This is a genomic window from Bacillus cereus group sp. BceL291, from assembly GCF_051776705.1.
GTDB lineage: Bacteria > Bacillota > Bacilli > Bacillales > Bacillaceae_G > Bacillus_A > Bacillus_A cereus.
Window position 1 is genome coordinate 89,430 of the sequence record NZ_JBPWAP010000011.1, and the last position, 16,319, is coordinate 105,748.

A 16,319-nucleotide genomic window follows, 5' to 3' on the forward strand; every position below is an offset into this window, starting at 1 on the left:
GAAGGTGATTTTTATTTTATGATGCTTGCTTTCCTTTATCTGCATCATCTACATACCAGATGAATTTGCCTGTATATCCGTAAATAACTGCTAAAATTAACGATACGAAGCTTAACCACATAAACGGAACGTATGAGAACGTTGCTACACCTAAAATACCAGCCATAAAAATACCATTATCAGACCATGGAACCATACCTGAAGTTAACGTTCCACCTACTTCTGAGTTACGCGCTAATACACGACGGTCTATTTTTAATTTATCATAGCTATCTTCCATAATTTTTGGTGTTAAAATTAGTGATACATACATCGCACAACCAAATATATTAGCTAAGAATGCCACGATTAATGTAGACAATGTTACATTACCTGCAGAATTTAATTTCTTCTCAAATTTTGATACGATTACTTTTAAAACACCTAGTTTTTCAAGTAATCCACCAAATCCTAAACCGAAAATAATAACGGCTACTGAGCCAAGCATGCCGTTAATTCCACCACGGTTTAATAACTTGTCAACAAACTCAACACCAGATTGAATTGAGAATCCGTTATAAGCTGTTCCAATCGCCTCTCCAAAGTTCATCCCTTGGAAAAGAGTTGCCCAAATTGCACCAATTAAAGCTCCCATTGCAATTGTTGGCATAGACGGTTTCTTCATCGCTAATAGAACGATAACAATGACCGCCGGAACAAGCATCCATATTTTAATATCAAATTGCTTTAATAAAGCTTCTTTTAAAAATTCTACTCGATTCAAATCTACATTATCGCCGCCATACATCCAACCAGCTACAGTAAACATAATACTAGTAATAATATAAGCTGGAACATCTAATACGAGCATAGCTCGAACGTGAGCAATAACATCTACTTTCGCCATAGAAGCTGCAAGAACTGTGCTATCAGAAAGTGGTGATAATTTGTCGCCGAAATAAGCTCCTGAAAGAACTGCACCAGCAACAAGCGGAAGTGGTAAACCAAGTCCTTCACCAATCGCCATCATAGCAATACCTGCTGTTCCCACTGTTCCCCAAGACGTTCCTGTTGCGATAGAAGTTATAGAACAAATAATTAATGTTGCTAATAGGAATATGCTAGGGTGAATAAATTCTAATCCATAATAGATTAATGTTGGTACTACCCCACCAGCAATCCATGTTCCAATTAAAGCACCTACTGCAACTAAAATCAGTATCGCTTCTAATCCGTTAGAAATCCCTTTCGTAATTGCATCTTGCAATTCTTGATAACGAAATCCTAATCTTAATCCAAGCGCAATTACTAAAAACCATGAAATAAATAGCGCTAATTGAATTGGGAGATCAAAAATCGTTTGGAAGGAAAAGACAACAGCAAGAAATAGTAATAAAAGAACTATGATTTCTAGCATCGATGGTAATCTTACACTTTTCATTTTTTTCTCTCCTTACAAGTCGATAACATGACGTATGTCGTCTTACATGTATGTAATATACAATTAGCGAAGACAAAACAAAATTTTCATATTATTTCGATTTATTTTTCCAGTATAATATATTCACAACCCTTTCTATTGTAAAAGTAGATTACGTTTTTCGCAATGAAAAATATAAAAAATGTTGTATTTTTATTTATCCCGATATTTTCGGCCAATAAGACCCCCGTCTCAAAATTCAGTAAGTGCAAAGCACTTAGGTAAGAAATTAACTACTGTAAAATTCCGAATTGATATGAACGTATTAAAGCTTCACTTTATTTACAAAGAAAAATCCCATACTAACTTTTTTAATATTTGCTGCAACAAAACTTTTTACAACTATCTTAACTTTTTAATTCACACCATAATTTCCCACACAAAAATAGGGCACACATCATAAAAATGATGTATGCCCTATCTTTATTTATACATATTTTGTATTTCTTCTTTATTTTTAAGTATTTCCTCAAACTTATCACTACAACCCTTCGGAAATAACACTCCCAGTCCATATGAATGCGCAAATTGAAAATGAGGGTACTTCGCTTTTACCTCATCCCAAAACTTATATACGCCGAAATCACTACTTCTAACTTCAATATCATGAAATAATACAATACCGTTTTTCGCGACTTTCGGTAGCCATGTATTATAATCGTGAGAAACAGCTTCATACGTATGATAGCCATCAATATGCAAAAGATTTATCGTTTCATCTTGAAACCGGTCTACAGCATCATCAAAAGTAGATCGAATTAAATTTCCTATATTAAGGTAGTTATCGCTCACTACTTTTTCTACTATTTGAAAAACCCCTTCTCCATATGGACCTGTATGCCCATCTCCAGCCCAAGTATCTACTGCAAAGCATTTAGTCGATAACCCTCCATCTTTTACTCCCTGACAAAAACTAAAAAAGGAAGCTCCTAAATGTGTACCTAACTCAACTAAAGTTTCTGGTTTTTCAAATCGTACTAAGTCATATGCAAAATCTAAATGTCCACTCCACGCAGATTGTGACCGAATAATAGGACTAAATGTTTCAAATTCAAATGATGGTTTATGAGTAACCCAGTTCATCGCATAACTCCTTCTGCACATATTTTTAACAAACCAAATTACTCTTATCTTTATTTTTTTATCGCCTTGATTATGATTCTATTTCATGAAAATATGAAGAATTTATTCTTTTCTATTGAGGTAAAGCATCATATACATATGGGTCAGTTGGCTTATTAATTTTTTCGATTTTGTTTACTTTTACAAGTGGAAAGACTGTTCCTTTATATGTCGTTTCATCTAATAATCCTGTTATTTTCACCCATGTTTCTTCTGGAATTTTTTCAACATTTTGCCCGGTAACAATCATCCCCCAGACTGATGCATCCGCAATACAACAAGTTATACCATATCGAGCCACTACTGCTTTATTACCCGTCACATCTTTATCCTTATATATAAACCCTAAGAATGTAATTTCTTTCCCTTTAAACCTATTAACATTTTGACCAATTACATTCATTGTTTGAACATAATCCTTATCCTTTACTTGTAGTTTACGCTGTCCTAACATACTTTTTACTACTTGCTCTTCCGTTTTATAAGTCGTTGCTAAATTTGATGTTTCTTCTGAATCAACTAATACTTCTCGCTCATCAAACTTAACCTGTTTCCCCTCTTTTTCGTTTCTTTCCAGACTTCTCGCCTGTACACTTTGATTCATACCCCTTTTTCCTGCTAAACTTCCATCAATTGTTACACTTCCAAAGAGAAAAGCACTAACTATCGGAACAACAAATAAAACATATACAAAGAAACTTTTTATCCCTGATTTTGATGTTGTATGATGTTTACAACAATTATAATCATGCTGTTTTTCTCTTCCATCTCCCCAAACTTGTACAATACCAAAAATTAAAATTACTACAAAAGCTATATACGTAAATTTGATCATTTTTGGAGCGATAAAATTATAAATATTCCCTGTTACAAGTAGTTTAAATAAGAGCATTGCTAAACCAATTAAAATAATGCCACGAATATAGTGATGATATGCCTTCTGCTCCTCTTTCTCCATTCTTTCTCACCTCCTATAACATTATGATTTGCACGATGGTATACACAGATACAATGACAATTCCCATCAAAAAGAATACAAATTTCTTTTGAAAATACGCAAATAGCATTAACGTATTTTTCATATCAAGCATAGGCCCAAACACAAGAAATGCGAGAAGTGCCTTTATCGAGAAAACATGTCCAAAAGACGCAGCTATAAAAGCATCGGCCGCAGAGCAAATTGATAAAACATAACCAAACCCCATCATAATAATGGGAGCAATTACTTCGTTATGTGCTACTGCATCCAGTACATTCCGATCAAAAAACGTTTGAAATACACTTGCTAAAAAAGCACCAATCAATAAATACTTACCAGTATCAAAAAACTCATCTACAGTGTGATTCATAACATCTTTCCAACTCTTTTTTTTGCTTATTTGAACTGAAACCTCTACGTCTTTTAAAACATTTCTTTCGCGATAGCAATAATACACAATTAGACCTATGAATAGAGCAACTAAAATTGTTATCCCAAAGCGTGCATATACAACGTAATCATTTTTTGGAAACGCATATACAGTAGATAAAAGAACAACTGGATTCATAATGGGTGCACTCAATAAAATAACAATGCCTACATGAAGTGGTAGCCCTTTTTGAATGAGCCTTCTTACAATTGGTATAATGACACATTCACACATTGGAAAAAGAACTCCCACAAATACTGCTGGAATCATTGCAACAATTGGAGATTTCGGCATTACTTTTTGAATCATATCTTCCGTCACAAACACTTGAATACATGAAGAAACAATTACCCCTAATAAAATAAAAGGTATTGCTTCAAAAATGATACTTAAAAATACCGTATTCACATTCAGCCATTCCTGCGGTATATTTGTGTGCAAATTTACTAGACTTGTAAAATCTACAAAAAATAATAAAAAGAGAAACATAGCGATAAGAGCTATGCCTACTAATTCTTTTGAAACTCTATTAAAGACCAAGCTTCTCGCCTCCATTTTATTTACATGTAAACATGTGCTTGTCCAAATGCTTCATACTACAGCACAAATTTTATAGTCTATTTCTATTCTTAAATCGTAATCATTATGATTTATTATTGATTTTTCTTTTCCTATCGTTTAATATAAAACGTAATCATTACGATTTAAAGGAGAGATCATTTCATGAAAAAAGTACCTATCACTGTATTAAGTGGTTTTTTAGGATCTGGAAAAACTACCTTACTACATCACATTTTGACTAATAAGAATAACTTAAAAGTAGCTGTTATCGTTAATGATATGAGCGAAGTAAACATTGATGCATCTCTTATAAAAAAGGGTGGTTTTTCACGTACGGAGGAAAAACTAGTAGAGATTCAAAATGGCTGTATTTGTTGTACACTACGAGAAGATTTAATGATAGAAGTGAATCGTCTTGTGGAAAATGGTGATATTGACTATATTATTATTGAATCTTCTGGTATAAGTGAGCCTATTCCAGTTGCTCAAACGTTTACTTATACAGACGAAGTCCTTAACATTGATTTAACGAAAAATTGTCGCCTCGATACGATGGTTACAGTTGTAGATGCAAATAGATTTTGGGATGATTTTGCAGATGGAGAAAGTTTATTAGACCGAAAACAAGCAATCGATGAGAATGATACCCGAGAAGTTATTGATTTATTAATAGATCAAATTGAATTTGCAAACGTAATTATTCTTAATAAGATAGATTTGCTAGAAAAAGAAGATGTGATAGAGCTTCATCATTTACTAAAAAAATTAAATCCTAATGCAAAAGTTCTTGAATCTTCGTTTAGCAAAGTACCATTACAAGAAATTTTAAACACAAATCTATTTAATTATGAAGAAGCCAGTCAATCGGCCGGCTGGATACAAGAATTAAATAGTGACCATCATACACCGGAAACGGAAGAATACGGTATCAATTCCTTTGTTTACCGCCGCAAATATCCTTTCCATCCCGAGCGCCTTATGAATTGGCTAGAAAGATGGCCTTTAGATGTTGTAAGAGCGAAAGGATTCTTCTGGCTGGCATCTCGTAATAATATGATAGGGCTTCTATCTCAAGCAGGTTCCTCTATTACAATTCAAGGAGCCGGTGAGTGGATAGCGGCATTATCTGAAACTGAAAGAAATCAAATGATTACAGAAGAACCAGAAGTATTGAAAAACTGGGATAAACAATATGGAGATCGAATAACCGAACTCGTATTTATCGGAATTGATATGAACCGTTCTTTAATTGAACAATCATTAGATAGTTGTCTATTAACAGAGAAAGAAATGAAACAAGATTGGGATATATTTGTTGATCCTATTCCAGCTTTTACTTATACTTCATAACAATTAATAAAAGGCTTCAGTAGAATGAAGCCTTTTTTACTTTATAGTACTCTTATTTAATAAGTTTGCTTTAATTATGAATACAATTGTACCTAAAACAATTAATATAGCATATACGATACCAACTACATTACCTATTTTTTCTAAGCCAAGCGGTAATATTATAGTAGCAACTCCAACTATATAAGAAAATGCTCCTGAAAGCTTCGCTAATTTATTTTTATCTCCAACAAACGTTTCTTCTTGATATCCTGCTAACAAAAACAACCTCTTTTTCACATGTATTTGATACCCTAAAAAAATGATAAGTAACCCTACAAATAAACAAACTAAAAATCCAGCTAACATATACTCCCCCTCCTCTACAATATTTTACTATACATAAAAAATAAAATTAGAAATTTCAGTTTATTAACACGTCATTCTGTGATATATTGCATATTGTATTCAATTTGTATTTTTAGAAAGGAGAATGTTAGATCATATGGATTCAAATCGATTAAAAGGAATTATAATGGTCATAATCGGTGCTTGTTTATGGGGCTTGTCTGGTACAGCTGCACAACAACTTTTTCAATATGACAATGTTTCAACCGAATGGTTAGTTACGATCCGTTTACTTATATCTGGAATTATTTTGCTCATTATTTCCTCATTCGGAACGAGAAAAAAAGAGATATTTAGCATTTGGAAACAAAAATCTGATGCTATTAAAATGATTTTGTTTGGTCTATTCGGTATGCTTGCTGTACAGTATACGTATTTCGCTTCAATTAAAGAAGGAAATGCTGCCGTGGCAACATTATTGCAATATTTAGCTCCTATATTCATCACTGTATACTTACTTTTCAAATGGAACGTTCGTCCATCAAAAATTGATTTCATTTCAATTACCCTTTCATTAGTAGGCACTTTTCTCTTACTAACAAACGGGTCTGTTCATAACTTGGCTGTTTCTACACCAGCTATTATTTGGGGGATTTTATCTGGATTATCTCTCGCTTTTTATAGTTTATATTCAAAGGAATTGTTAGAAAAATGGTCTTCCTCCGTTATCGTTGGATGGGGCATGATTATTGGGGGTATTGGTGTAACGATTGTACACTTTATTTCTACAAACGAATTCATTTTATTATCAACTATGAAATATGTAAAACTAAGTACCCTACCGCTCATCACATTTGTCGTCATTTTCGGGACACTTATTGCCTTTTATTTATACTTAGACAGCATACGATACCTGACTCCGAAAGAAACAACATTATTTGGTTGCACAGAACCACTCGCAGCTATTATTTCTTCTGTACTTATATTGCAAGTGCCATTTCAATCTTTTCAGTTATTAGGCGCTTTTTGTGTCATTGTAATGGTGCTCATCTTAAGCCAAAAGCCGGATGAAGGGAAACAAAAATTAAAGCTTGTTCATGCAAAAAAGGAAAATATACAATGAAAGGATTGAATTCACTATGCCTGTCCCTCAAAATTATAAAAAACCAGGAAGAGTTTCAGCAAAATCACTCGTTTTAAATCAACTACAAAATTGGATTATTGAAGGTGTACTGAAGCCCAATGAAAAAATTAATGATGGGGAATTGGCTGAGGCACTAGGAGTAAGCAGAACACCTGTAAGAGAAGCACTTCAAATATTAGAGCTTTCTGGATTAGTGGAAATGGTACCAGGGCAAAAAACGAAAATTGCTCCTATTAAGTTAGACGACGTATCTATCATTTATGAAACGATGGCTGGTCTTCACTCTATTATAGGAAAGCAAGCTCTTCAAAACATTACAAACGCTGATATTCAACTACTTTCTGAAATAAATGAGCATTTTCAGCAATCTATAGAGAAAAAAAACGCAAAACAAGCTTTAGAATTAGATATACAATTCCACAATACAATTTCTTCTATTGCTAAAAACCAATATATTGAACCCTTTCTAGAAAATATGCAACTTCACGTTTTACGTCTTGAATATTTGTTTTTCCAAAACTTTGTTCCAGCAAGTCAATCTATTGAAGAACATCACTCTATCATTCAAGCATTACAGAAGCAGGACGAAAAACAAATGGAACAAATAATGACCCAAAACTGGCTCCGTCCCATGAAAGAAATACAAAAAATAATTTCTACGAAATAAAAAGAGAGCTGGTTACACAAAATCGTAACCAGCTCTCCTTTTACTAATCTATATAGCTACGCCTGAATATTCGCATAATCTTCCATATCTTCGTACTCTTTTTCCAATTCCTCTAAAGACAGCTCGTATAATTGTCGGTCGCGAATCTTAAACACACCTGCTCCAATTAACTCATCAATTAAATGCCTCTTACGATTTTCAACAGCAAAACGGAGTTGACTACTCATCTTTTAAAAAACTCCTTTCTACGATCATTGAAAATGATACTCTCTATCAATTACCACTTTTGATTATAAAAGATGACTCTTTATAAGTAAAGTAATTTCATGAAATATTTACCTTGCAAAGTATTTGTGGCCACATTATATATATGTATGCCGTGCGAAAAATGTTATGACACTTTTTCTTATCCTTTTTCTTTCATACTTTGCAAGTTGTCTCATCATGGTGAAATTCACCATCTATTTCTACTTGAATGGTGACATGTTCTACATGAAACTTCTCCTTTAATACATCCGTAGCCTCTTTTAAAACACTTTGCGTTTCATTACCTTTAATAATCAAGTGGCAAGTTAATACTTGAAAATCCGATGTGACAGACCATATGTGCAAATCATGAACTTCTTTGACAATCGGAATATTTAATAACGTACTTTTTATCTCTTCAACATTTATGTGCTGTGGTGCACCTTCCATTAATATATGAACCGTATCACGTGTTACACGCCATCCACTAATAATGACTAAAATAGACACAAGAATACTAGCAATCGCATCTGTAGCAGTCCATCCGAAAAATTTAATAAGTAACGCAGCAATAATCGCTCCGACGGAACCCAATAGATCGCCTAGTACGTGCAGGAAAGCACTTCTTAAATTCAAATTACCTTTCACATCTCCGCCCCTCATTAATATCCAGGCTGATAAAATATTAATAAGCAGACCAAGGACTGCAATAATGAGCATCCCATTACTAGCAATCTCAACTGGTTCTTTAAAACGACGGATTGCTTCAATAAAAATGTATACCGAAATGACAATAAGAACGACACCGTTACATAATGCTGCTAACATTTCGACTCGCTTATACCCGTATGTTTTCGCAGTTGTTGCTGTTTTTTCTCCGAGTTTAAACGCAAGTAAACTTAAAGCTAAAGATACTGCATCACTTAGCATATGCCCCGCGTCAGATAGTAGTGCTAAGCTATTTGTTACAAATCCACCAACAACTTCTGCAATCATAAAACTTGTTGTTAGTAGGAAGGCAATTAGTAACGCCTTTTTATTTTTCGAATGACCATGACCATGCGAATGTCCCATACTTATACTCCTTTAAGTACAATATCTGTATGTTAGTATGAAACAAACTCCCCGTGTTTATCCCGAATTGACTGATTGTAAACGCCCGCTTCCTCTGTATACACACTTCGCTATTTTTTAAACAATCCCTTTTTCTCAAATAAAACAAGACTACTTCTTTTTTATTTTCATATTGTTTACTAATGAAAGAATTTTTAAGGAGGTTACTTAAATGAAACGTTTATTTCTCTGTATGGAACGTGAACTTGTTGTAGTGAAAGAACACAATGATAACTATGAAACGACTTATCACTTACAAAATATGCAACCTACCTGTATCGCTGTTGATCCATTTCAAAAGAATCGTGTATATTGCGGAACATTTGGACGAGGTCTATGGTTAAGTGACGATAGTGGGGATTCATGGCGACCAATTGGAGATTCTTATCGTTACTTTGATTTCCCTAAAGAAGATGGTATTTTGCACTCCTCTATCACTTCCATAACAATAAGCTCAAATGAACAAGTTAACGGATATGGGGTCGTTTATGTCGGCACAGAACCGAGCGCTTTATTTCGCTCTGAAAATGGTGGTGAAACGTGGACTGAACTTAAAAATATGAAATCATTATTATCTTCTTATACATGGGCTTTCCCGCCTAGACCTTTTACCCATCACGTACGCTGGATTACAGTTGATCCAAACAACCCTAATACAATACACGTTTCAATCGAAGCTGGTGCTGTTATTCAAAGTAATGATAAAGGGCATACATGGATTGATAAAAAATTCGGTGCTCCTATCGATGCTCATCAATTACTTATGCACCCTGAAGCACCAAATCGCCTTTATGCATCATGTGGTGACGGATTTATGGGCGGACCTGATCGTGCTTATCTTGAGAGTTATAACAATGGAAACAGCTGGATCTCATGTAGTGCAGGACTTGAACATCATTATTTATACAGCATGGCTATTGATCCAGCTGATTGTGATACGATTCTCGTTTCTGCCGCGCCAAGTGCTGATCTCGCTCATCATCGTATCCCTTATGAGTCTTATATTTATCGAAAAATGAAAGATACTCCTTTCCAGCAAGTACAACAAGGACTACCATCTGCAATCGGTACAGTCATTTCGATGTTTGCTACAAACGAAGCCGAACCACATACGTTTTACACGTTAAATAACAATGGCGTCTTTCAATCCAATGATAGCGGCGAATCGTGGGAACAACTAAACATTCCGTGGAAAGATGAGTATAAAACGCAGCATCCGCATGCACTATTCGTCACTAGTTCTTAACGAAAAAAGACTGCCTAAATGATTTTAGGCAGTCTCTCTTTTATTTCTTTAAATCAATGACAATATCATCTAACACAATATCTTTGCTCTTCGCTTCTTTTTTCGGCACTTCTATTTTCTTCTCTTTCCCATTCACATACTCTACTCCACCATGATTTTCAGGTGTATGTACTCGCAAGTGCACGCGAGGTGTAACGATAAGCTTTGTTGCATTTTCGTTTAGTTTTTGGAAGGTGGCACTCCAATGGATATTGTAAGGATCGTTGCCACTTCCCCCATTTCCTTCACCCGAATAAATATTCCCTAAATCATCCTTAACCGTCAATTCAACATCTACACTATCCCATTCTTTCCTCGCGCCCTTAGAAACCTCTTGATTGTAATAAAGAATAAATGAAACTGGCGATATTGCGACCTTTTCCATATTTGCTTTTATACCTTCTTTTTCCGAACTCCCACCAATTGTTCTCTCTTTACTATCCACTGATTTTACAGTTAACGCGAAATTCCAATTACCTTGTATTGATTTTTTCCTATCTGGCATCTCTATTCTCTCTATATTCCATCTAAAGTTTACTTTGTCCTTTTTATTGCTATCATGATGCGTCGTTGTTACCATACCTACATACTTTTTTTCAGTAACTTTAGTCATTTTACCACTGCCTGAACTACCATGAGCGTCCATTATATCCAATCCACCTAATATGATAGGATCCTCCCCTAAGTCCTGCTCACTTTCCAGTGAATACGTTATAGATAATGTTCTGCCATCAGAAATTACATCATTAATTGTAACCTTAACCCCATTACTCTCTCTCGTCATATTCAATTCAGTCGAAAACTCTTTATAATTTTCATATAACCCCGTTCTACCATTATCTAAAAATCGGAATATGTCACCTACAATTGGCAATCCCCCGGCATATGTAGGAAAACCGATACCAAGAGTTGCAACCGATAACCCTACTAAAATTGATGCAGCAGCGACACCTTTTTTCCAACTTTTCATCTTTTTCTTCGTACGTATCGATTGTTTTACATTTCGTTTTACTTTTTCCTTTTCAATTTCAGAAGCCTCAATTTCTTCTAGTTCTTTTTCATCTATATCAATATCATTTAATAGTTCATAAATGTCTTTCATATTGCACTACCTCCAAAACTAATATTCGTAGCATTTTGTTGTAGTTTCTTTTTCCCCCGGTACACTCGATTATCAATTGCTGCCCGAGTTAATCCTAACTTGTCACCTATTTCCTCTGTCTTCATACCAAGTAAATATTTCATAATGAACACCTTTTGATCTAGCGGTTCTAATTGATTAATGAGCTTCAATAATTCTTCCCTATCTTCCATAACGATTAATTCGTCTTCTGCTGATTTTTCTGTACTGATATGAAACTCATCTGAAATGATTTCTACTGTTTTAGTCGATTTCCGGTAATAATCAATTGCTTTAAACTTCGCAATCGCTGCAATCCACTTTTTAAAATCACTCGGCTCTCCATGGAATTTATTTGCGTTATTCCAAATGGAAAGAAATATATCGTTTATACATTCCTCTATGAGTCCATCATTTTGAATGGGAAGTAGAACTTTATGCGTGATCCCCTTTATGAGTGGTAAGTATGTATCGACAACGAATTCTAACGCGTCTTCTTTTTGCCGCTGTAATCTTTTTATAAAATTTTTCTCATTTGATTTCATGTAGCGATTCCCCTTATTGTTTTGTAAAAGCTTTTACACCCTATATAACGTCTGAGAAAATTTTTTCTCTCATCTTTTTTATTTTTTGTATGTAATGGAATACTTTCCCTTAGCCATTTTCTCACATAACTATGCATTCAAAGAAAACTTTCTCAAGTCTGTAATTTAATTCATGTAGTACACTATTTATATAGTCACTCTTTAATTTAGTGTACATTTTATTTCATTAATCTATTTTAAAAATTAGGAGATGAGATGTGTATGTGTGGAATTACAGGTTGGGTAGATTGGAAGGAAGACCTTTCAAATCAACATGTTATTTTAAAAAAGATGGCAAATAGTATTGAGCATCGTGGTCCGGATGCTGAAGGATTTTGGTTTTCACCTCATGCGGCCTTTGCACACCGGCGTTTAATTGTAATTGATCCAGAAGGCGGGACACAGCCTAAGACATTTCGTGCTGGTGATTATACGTATGCTCTTACTTATAATGGAGAAATTTATAATTTCCGTGAACTGAGAGAGCAGCTTCAAAAATGTGGGCATGCATTTGAAACCCATTCAGATACAGAAGTATTACTACATGCTTATTTAGAATGGAAAGAAGACTGCGTACGACATTTAAACGGAATTTTCGCTTTTGCCTTATGGGATGATCAGAAGCAACAATTGTTTTTAGCACGAGATCATTTAGGTGTAAAACCACTCTTTTTTACAGAAAGAAATGGCAGTATTATTTTCGGCTCTGAAATTAAAGCATTATTAGCGCATCCATCTGTCCCTGCTGAAATTGATGCGAATGGAATAAATGAAATATTTGGATTAGGCTTATTTCGCACTCCAGGATGTGGCGTCTTTAAACATATTCAAGAAGTACGTGCTGGACATTCTATAACATTTACACGTCATAAAAAAGTAGTTACTAAGTATTGGAATTTAGAAAGTAAGTTCCATACAGACTCTATAGAAGATACATCTTCGCATATTTTATCTATTTTACAAGATACAGTAAAAAGACAATTAATTGCCGATGTTCCTCTCGTTTGTATGTTATCAGGCGGATTAGACTCTAGCGGTATTACTGCACTTGCGGGTAAAGAATTTGCTGCTGAAAATAAAACACTTCATACGTATTCTGTTGACTTTGTAAATAGCGCAAAAGATTTCGAACTGACATTTGCTCGCACTGGTTTAGACGCTCCTTGGGTAAAACGCGTTTCTGAACATGTCGGGACAGCGCATCATGATATTATTGTGAATGCTGAAGAATTAGCAAATCACTTATTCGTTCCCCTTCATGCAAAAGATTTACCGAGTGCTGGTGAAATGGAAACTTCACTATATTTACTATTTTGCGAAATGAAAAAAGATGCGACCGTAGCTTTATCCGGCGAATCGGCTGATGAAGTATTCGGTGGATATCCTTGGTTTCATCAAGAAGAACTACTATATGTAGATAAGTTTCCTTGGCTAACAAATTGGAAAAATACATCTCCTCTTCTACTAAATGAAGTAAGTAACCAATGTAATCTAGAAGACTATATTGATACACGATTCCAAGAAGCGATACTTGAAGTACCTACTCTTGAAGGCGAAAGTAAAAAATCCGCGAAACAACGTCAAATGTTTTATTTATTTTTAACAAGATTCCTTCCTTTCTTACTTGACCGTAAAGATCGTATGAGTATGGCTGTTGGATTTGAAGTTCGTGTACCGTTTTGCGATTATAGATTAGTTGAATATTTATGGAATGTTCCTTTCAACATAAAAAGTATTGATAATATTGAAAAAGGCATTTTACGTAGAGCACTACAACCAGCTTTACCTGACGATGTACGCAATAGAAGAAAAAGCGCTTATCCAACTTCACAAGATCCACACTACTTACAAACAATCCGTAATTTAACACTTGATATGTGTAACAATAAAAACAATCCTATTTTCTCACTTATTAACCATTCCATCTTACTTTCAATTGCTGATCAAAGTAATAAAGTGATTAACAATTTTGAAGCAAGAAGTGCCATGGAGTATATGCTACAAGTAAATGAATGGTTGAAAACATATCACATCCATATTGCTTAACAAAAAGGAGTTCAAGGATAAAAACCTTGAACTCCTTTTATATTAATTAGCACATTGTTTATTATCAGTATCAATAGACCATCCAATAATCGTGGCACAGTCTCTACCTTTCCACTGCAGTACATTTGTTAATACGGGCTCAATCTGCAAGCTATTTCCGTCGTGTAATATTTCTACTAAAGATTGATCATCATCAAACCTTCGTTTGTCACACTCTAAAATACCGTCCGTTGCCATTACAATGTGATTCATTCCTTTTTCTAATCCTCTTACACCTGACGTAAAGCAAGGTGTATTTGCTGCAAAAATATTTTTCCTGCCAATATATTCGTAATTTTTCCGTTTATTTAATCGTCCTTTTCCATTTTTCGTTTTCTCAGAATGGAATAAATACGCGAAACAATCACCAACTGATAACCAATATAAAAATTCGCCTTTTCGTAAACAAATTAAGCAAGCGAGTTCCTCATCATCTTGATCACACTTTTTAATAAATAACTCATCTGTAAATAACGCTAATAAGTACATATGTGTATGATGAAAAGCTAAATGTATTGGATAGGAAAATAACTCTTTTAATTTCTCTTTTCTTTCTGAAATCGCTTCTATTATATAATCAATATTTTTTGTTTTGTGGTGTGTATCAAAAATCATAACAAATTCAAATTGTAATTCAGGGTCCCACCAAGCAAGTACCGCATCTCCTCGTTCATATGCATCACTTTCTTGATTTCCCCCATATACGCCGACTGAAAGAGGACCACATTTTTCAACATGTATTTCATCTACATACATCTGTTCATGACTCATCCATTTGAATGTATTCACAACTATCATCCTCTCTCTTGCTAAATGTATACCTTTACACATAGATTACCTTATATTTCAATAAAAATAAACTTTTTCAACATTTTTTATCCAAATAAAAGGATTTTATTTCTAAAACAACGAATATATCTTACTATACGATATAAAAAGGGGATTTATTATTATGAACAACATTAATCAACATTGGGAGAGCATTTATTATCACTTACGATACGAATACGAGGACAATCTTTCCCACCAAGCAATTCGTATTTTACAAATCGTTTCTCGTGAGAAAGATATAACAATTGGAAAAGTCGCTACTGAGCTTAGCCTTTCTCATAACACAGCATCTGAACATATAAAGCGCCTTATTCAAAAGGGTTTCATCGTTAAAGAGAGAAATAAAAAAGATGAAAGAGTGGTAAACCTTACATTAACAATTGAAGGAATTGAAGTATTAGAAAAACATACTTTACTAGATAAAGAAAAGATAAAAATATTAGAATCACAGTTATCAAAAGAAGAACTACAATTAATTGAAAAAGCATTTTCGTTATTAGCGAAGGAGGCAAAATATGCATTTCCTCGTTAAAGTAATCGTTTCGGCACTTATTATCGGCGTTATCACTGAAGTCGCCAAACATTATAGTACGATAGGTGGCTTTATTGCTGCTCTTCCTCTCGTAAGTTTACTTAGTCTATTTTGGATTTCATTTGAAGGCGGGAATAAACAAGAATTGAGTCAATTTGCTTTAGGGGTATTATATGGATTCCCCGCATCAGCACTACTATTATTTATTGTCTATATTGGTTTAAAAAATTCATTTACACTTATTACATCTGTCCTACTCGGTATAGGTGTTTGGTGTATCGTTTTTGCTTTTCAAAAATTATTTCAAGCTTAGGGGGAATTAACATTCATAAATTTGTAGAAATAATGGGGCAAAATATAGAAGTACATATAAAAGACCAACTATGAAAAGTCAAGGGGACATTTTCAAAAAATATTGCTAGAGGATTTTGAAAATAAATCCACTGGATTCGATAGGAAGTGGCTAAACGTCTTCATAAAGTAT

At 34.2% G+C, this 16,319-nt stretch carries 17 protein-coding genes and 1 pseudogene; 8 read left to right on the forward strand and 10 right to left on the reverse strand.

Annotation, left to right across the window (positions count from 1 at the left end; translation table 11 throughout):
• Positions 1-16: 16 nt before the first annotated feature.
• The 4 genes from nhaC to ACS2CR_RS10460 all read right to left on the reverse strand — a co-directional run bounded on the left by nhaC (position 17) and on the right by ACS2CR_RS10460 (position 4,545).
• Positions 17-1,420, reverse strand: a complete 1,404-nt coding sequence (gene nhaC / locus ACS2CR_RS10445) for a Na+/H+ antiporter NhaC (protein ID WP_000843992.1) — start codon at positions 1,418-1,420, stop codon at positions 17-19.
• Positions 1,421-1,882: 462 nt separating this feature from the next.
• Positions 1,883-2,542 carry a class I SAM-dependent methyltransferase gene (locus ACS2CR_RS10450; protein WP_001104673.1) on the reverse strand — a complete coding sequence of 220 codons (660 nt, stop codon included), beginning with the start codon at positions 2,540-2,542 and terminating at the stop codon, positions 1,883-1,885.
• A gap of 112 nt (positions 2,543-2,654) precedes the next feature.
• Positions 2,655-3,539 carry a TIGR03943 family putative permease subunit gene (locus tag ACS2CR_RS10455; RefSeq protein WP_053514191.1) on the reverse strand — a complete coding sequence of 295 codons (885 nt, stop codon included), beginning with the start codon at positions 3,537-3,539 and terminating at the stop codon, positions 2,655-2,657.
• A gap of 13 nt (positions 3,540-3,552) precedes the next feature.
• The gene (locus tag ACS2CR_RS10460; protein ID WP_170924145.1) at positions 3,553-4,545 is read right to left on the reverse strand and encodes a permease; all 993 of its coding nucleotides are present in this window, start codon (positions 4,543-4,545) and stop codon (positions 3,553-3,555) included.
• Positions 4,546-4,713: 168 nt separating this feature from the next.
• Here ACS2CR_RS10460 and ACS2CR_RS10465 point away from each other — a divergent pair, with 168 nt between their 5' ends.
• On the forward strand, positions 4,714-5,901 hold the full coding sequence (locus ACS2CR_RS10465) for a GTP-binding protein (RefSeq protein ID WP_016109718.1): 1,188 nt from the start codon (positions 4,714-4,716) through the stop codon (positions 5,899-5,901).
• A gap of 36 nt (positions 5,902-5,937) precedes the next feature.
• Here ACS2CR_RS10465 and ACS2CR_RS10470 read toward each other — a convergent pair whose 3' ends face one another.
• Entirely contained in the window at positions 5,938-6,249 is a 312-nt protein-coding gene (locus ACS2CR_RS10470; protein ID WP_000879376.1) for a DUF3784 domain-containing protein, read from the reverse strand.
• 136 nt (positions 6,250-6,385) lie between these two features.
• Between ACS2CR_RS10470 and ACS2CR_RS10475 the strand changes: the two genes are divergently transcribed.
• Both ACS2CR_RS10475 and ACS2CR_RS10480 read left to right on the forward strand, forming a co-directional pair.
• Positions 6,386-7,351 carry a DMT family transporter gene (locus ACS2CR_RS10475; protein WP_000378087.1) on the forward strand — a complete coding sequence of 322 codons (966 nt, stop codon included), beginning with the start codon at positions 6,386-6,388 and terminating at the stop codon, positions 7,349-7,351.
• Between the two features lie 16 nt (positions 7,352-7,367).
• Positions 7,368-8,039, forward strand: a complete 672-nt coding sequence (locus ACS2CR_RS10480; RefSeq protein ID WP_001987091.1) for a GntR family transcriptional regulator — start codon at positions 7,368-7,370, stop codon at positions 8,037-8,039.
• A 56-nt stretch (positions 8,040-8,095) separates the two neighbouring features.
• On the opposite strand, the gene fbpA is transcribed toward ACS2CR_RS10480, so the two are convergent.
• Both fbpA and ACS2CR_RS10490 read right to left on the reverse strand, forming a co-directional pair.
• A complete protein-coding gene (gene fbpA / locus ACS2CR_RS10485; protein WP_000098302.1) occupies positions 8,096-8,266 on the reverse strand; it encodes a Fur-regulated basic protein FbpA in 171 nt (56 codons plus the stop codon).
• A 193-nt stretch (positions 8,267-8,459) separates the two neighbouring features.
• Complete coding sequence (locus tag ACS2CR_RS10490) at positions 8,460-9,359, reverse strand: cation diffusion facilitator family transporter (RefSeq protein ID WP_053514193.1); 900 nt, start codon at positions 9,357-9,359, stop codon at positions 8,460-8,462.
• A gap of 211 nt (positions 9,360-9,570) precedes the next feature.
• On the opposite strand from ACS2CR_RS10490, the gene ACS2CR_RS10495 reads away from it, so the two are divergent.
• Positions 9,571-10,644, forward strand: a complete 1,074-nt coding sequence (locus ACS2CR_RS10495; protein ID WP_098569940.1) for a glycosyl hydrolase — start codon at positions 9,571-9,573, stop codon at positions 10,642-10,644.
• A 40-nt stretch (positions 10,645-10,684) separates the two neighbouring features.
• Here ACS2CR_RS10495 and ACS2CR_RS10500 read toward each other — a convergent pair whose 3' ends face one another.
• Together ACS2CR_RS10500 and ACS2CR_RS10505 are read right to left on the reverse strand one after the other, a co-directional pair.
• Entirely contained in the window at positions 10,685-11,785 is a 1,101-nt protein-coding gene (locus ACS2CR_RS10500) for a DUF4179 domain-containing protein (RefSeq protein ID WP_000653130.1), read from the reverse strand.
• Positions 11,782-12,348, reverse strand: coding sequence for a sigma-70 family RNA polymerase sigma factor (locus ACS2CR_RS10505; RefSeq protein WP_000840007.1), 567 nt, complete (start codon positions 12,346-12,348; stop codon positions 11,782-11,784). The genes ACS2CR_RS10500 and ACS2CR_RS10505 overlap by 4 nt, the downstream gene beginning before the upstream one ends.
• A 261-nt stretch (positions 12,349-12,609) precedes the next feature.
• Here ACS2CR_RS10505 and asnB point away from each other — a divergent pair, with 261 nt between their 5' ends.
• On the forward strand, positions 12,610-14,433 hold the full coding sequence (gene asnB / locus ACS2CR_RS10510; protein ID WP_000333936.1) for an asparagine synthase (glutamine-hydrolyzing): 1,824 nt from the start codon (positions 12,610-12,612) through the stop codon (positions 14,431-14,433).
• A 42-nt stretch (positions 14,434-14,475) separates the two neighbouring features.
• On the opposite strand, the gene ACS2CR_RS10515 is transcribed toward asnB, so the two are convergent.
• A complete protein-coding gene (locus ACS2CR_RS10515) occupies positions 14,476-15,303 on the reverse strand; it encodes a protein phosphatase 2C domain-containing protein (protein WP_001999549.1) in 828 nt (275 codons plus the stop codon).
• A gap of 121 nt (positions 15,304-15,424) precedes the next feature.
• On the opposite strand from ACS2CR_RS10515, the gene ACS2CR_RS10520 reads away from it, so the two are divergent.
• From ACS2CR_RS10520 to ACS2CR_RS10530, 3 genes and pseudogenes are all read left to right on the forward strand, one after another.
• Complete coding sequence (locus ACS2CR_RS10520) at positions 15,425-15,835, forward strand: MarR family winged helix-turn-helix transcriptional regulator (RefSeq protein WP_001059784.1); 411 nt, start codon at positions 15,425-15,427, stop codon at positions 15,833-15,835.
• Positions 15,819-16,148, forward strand: coding sequence for a DUF3147 family protein (locus ACS2CR_RS10525; RefSeq protein ID WP_053514195.1), 330 nt, complete (start codon positions 15,819-15,821; stop codon positions 16,146-16,148). The genes ACS2CR_RS10520 and ACS2CR_RS10525 overlap by 17 nt, the downstream gene beginning before the upstream one ends.
• Positions 16,109-16,210: pseudogene (locus ACS2CR_RS10530) on the forward strand (alpha/beta hydrolase); the annotation flags it as partial. The gene ACS2CR_RS10525 and the pseudogene ACS2CR_RS10530, both read left to right, overlap by 40 nt.
• Positions 16,211-16,319: the final 109 nt, after the last annotated feature.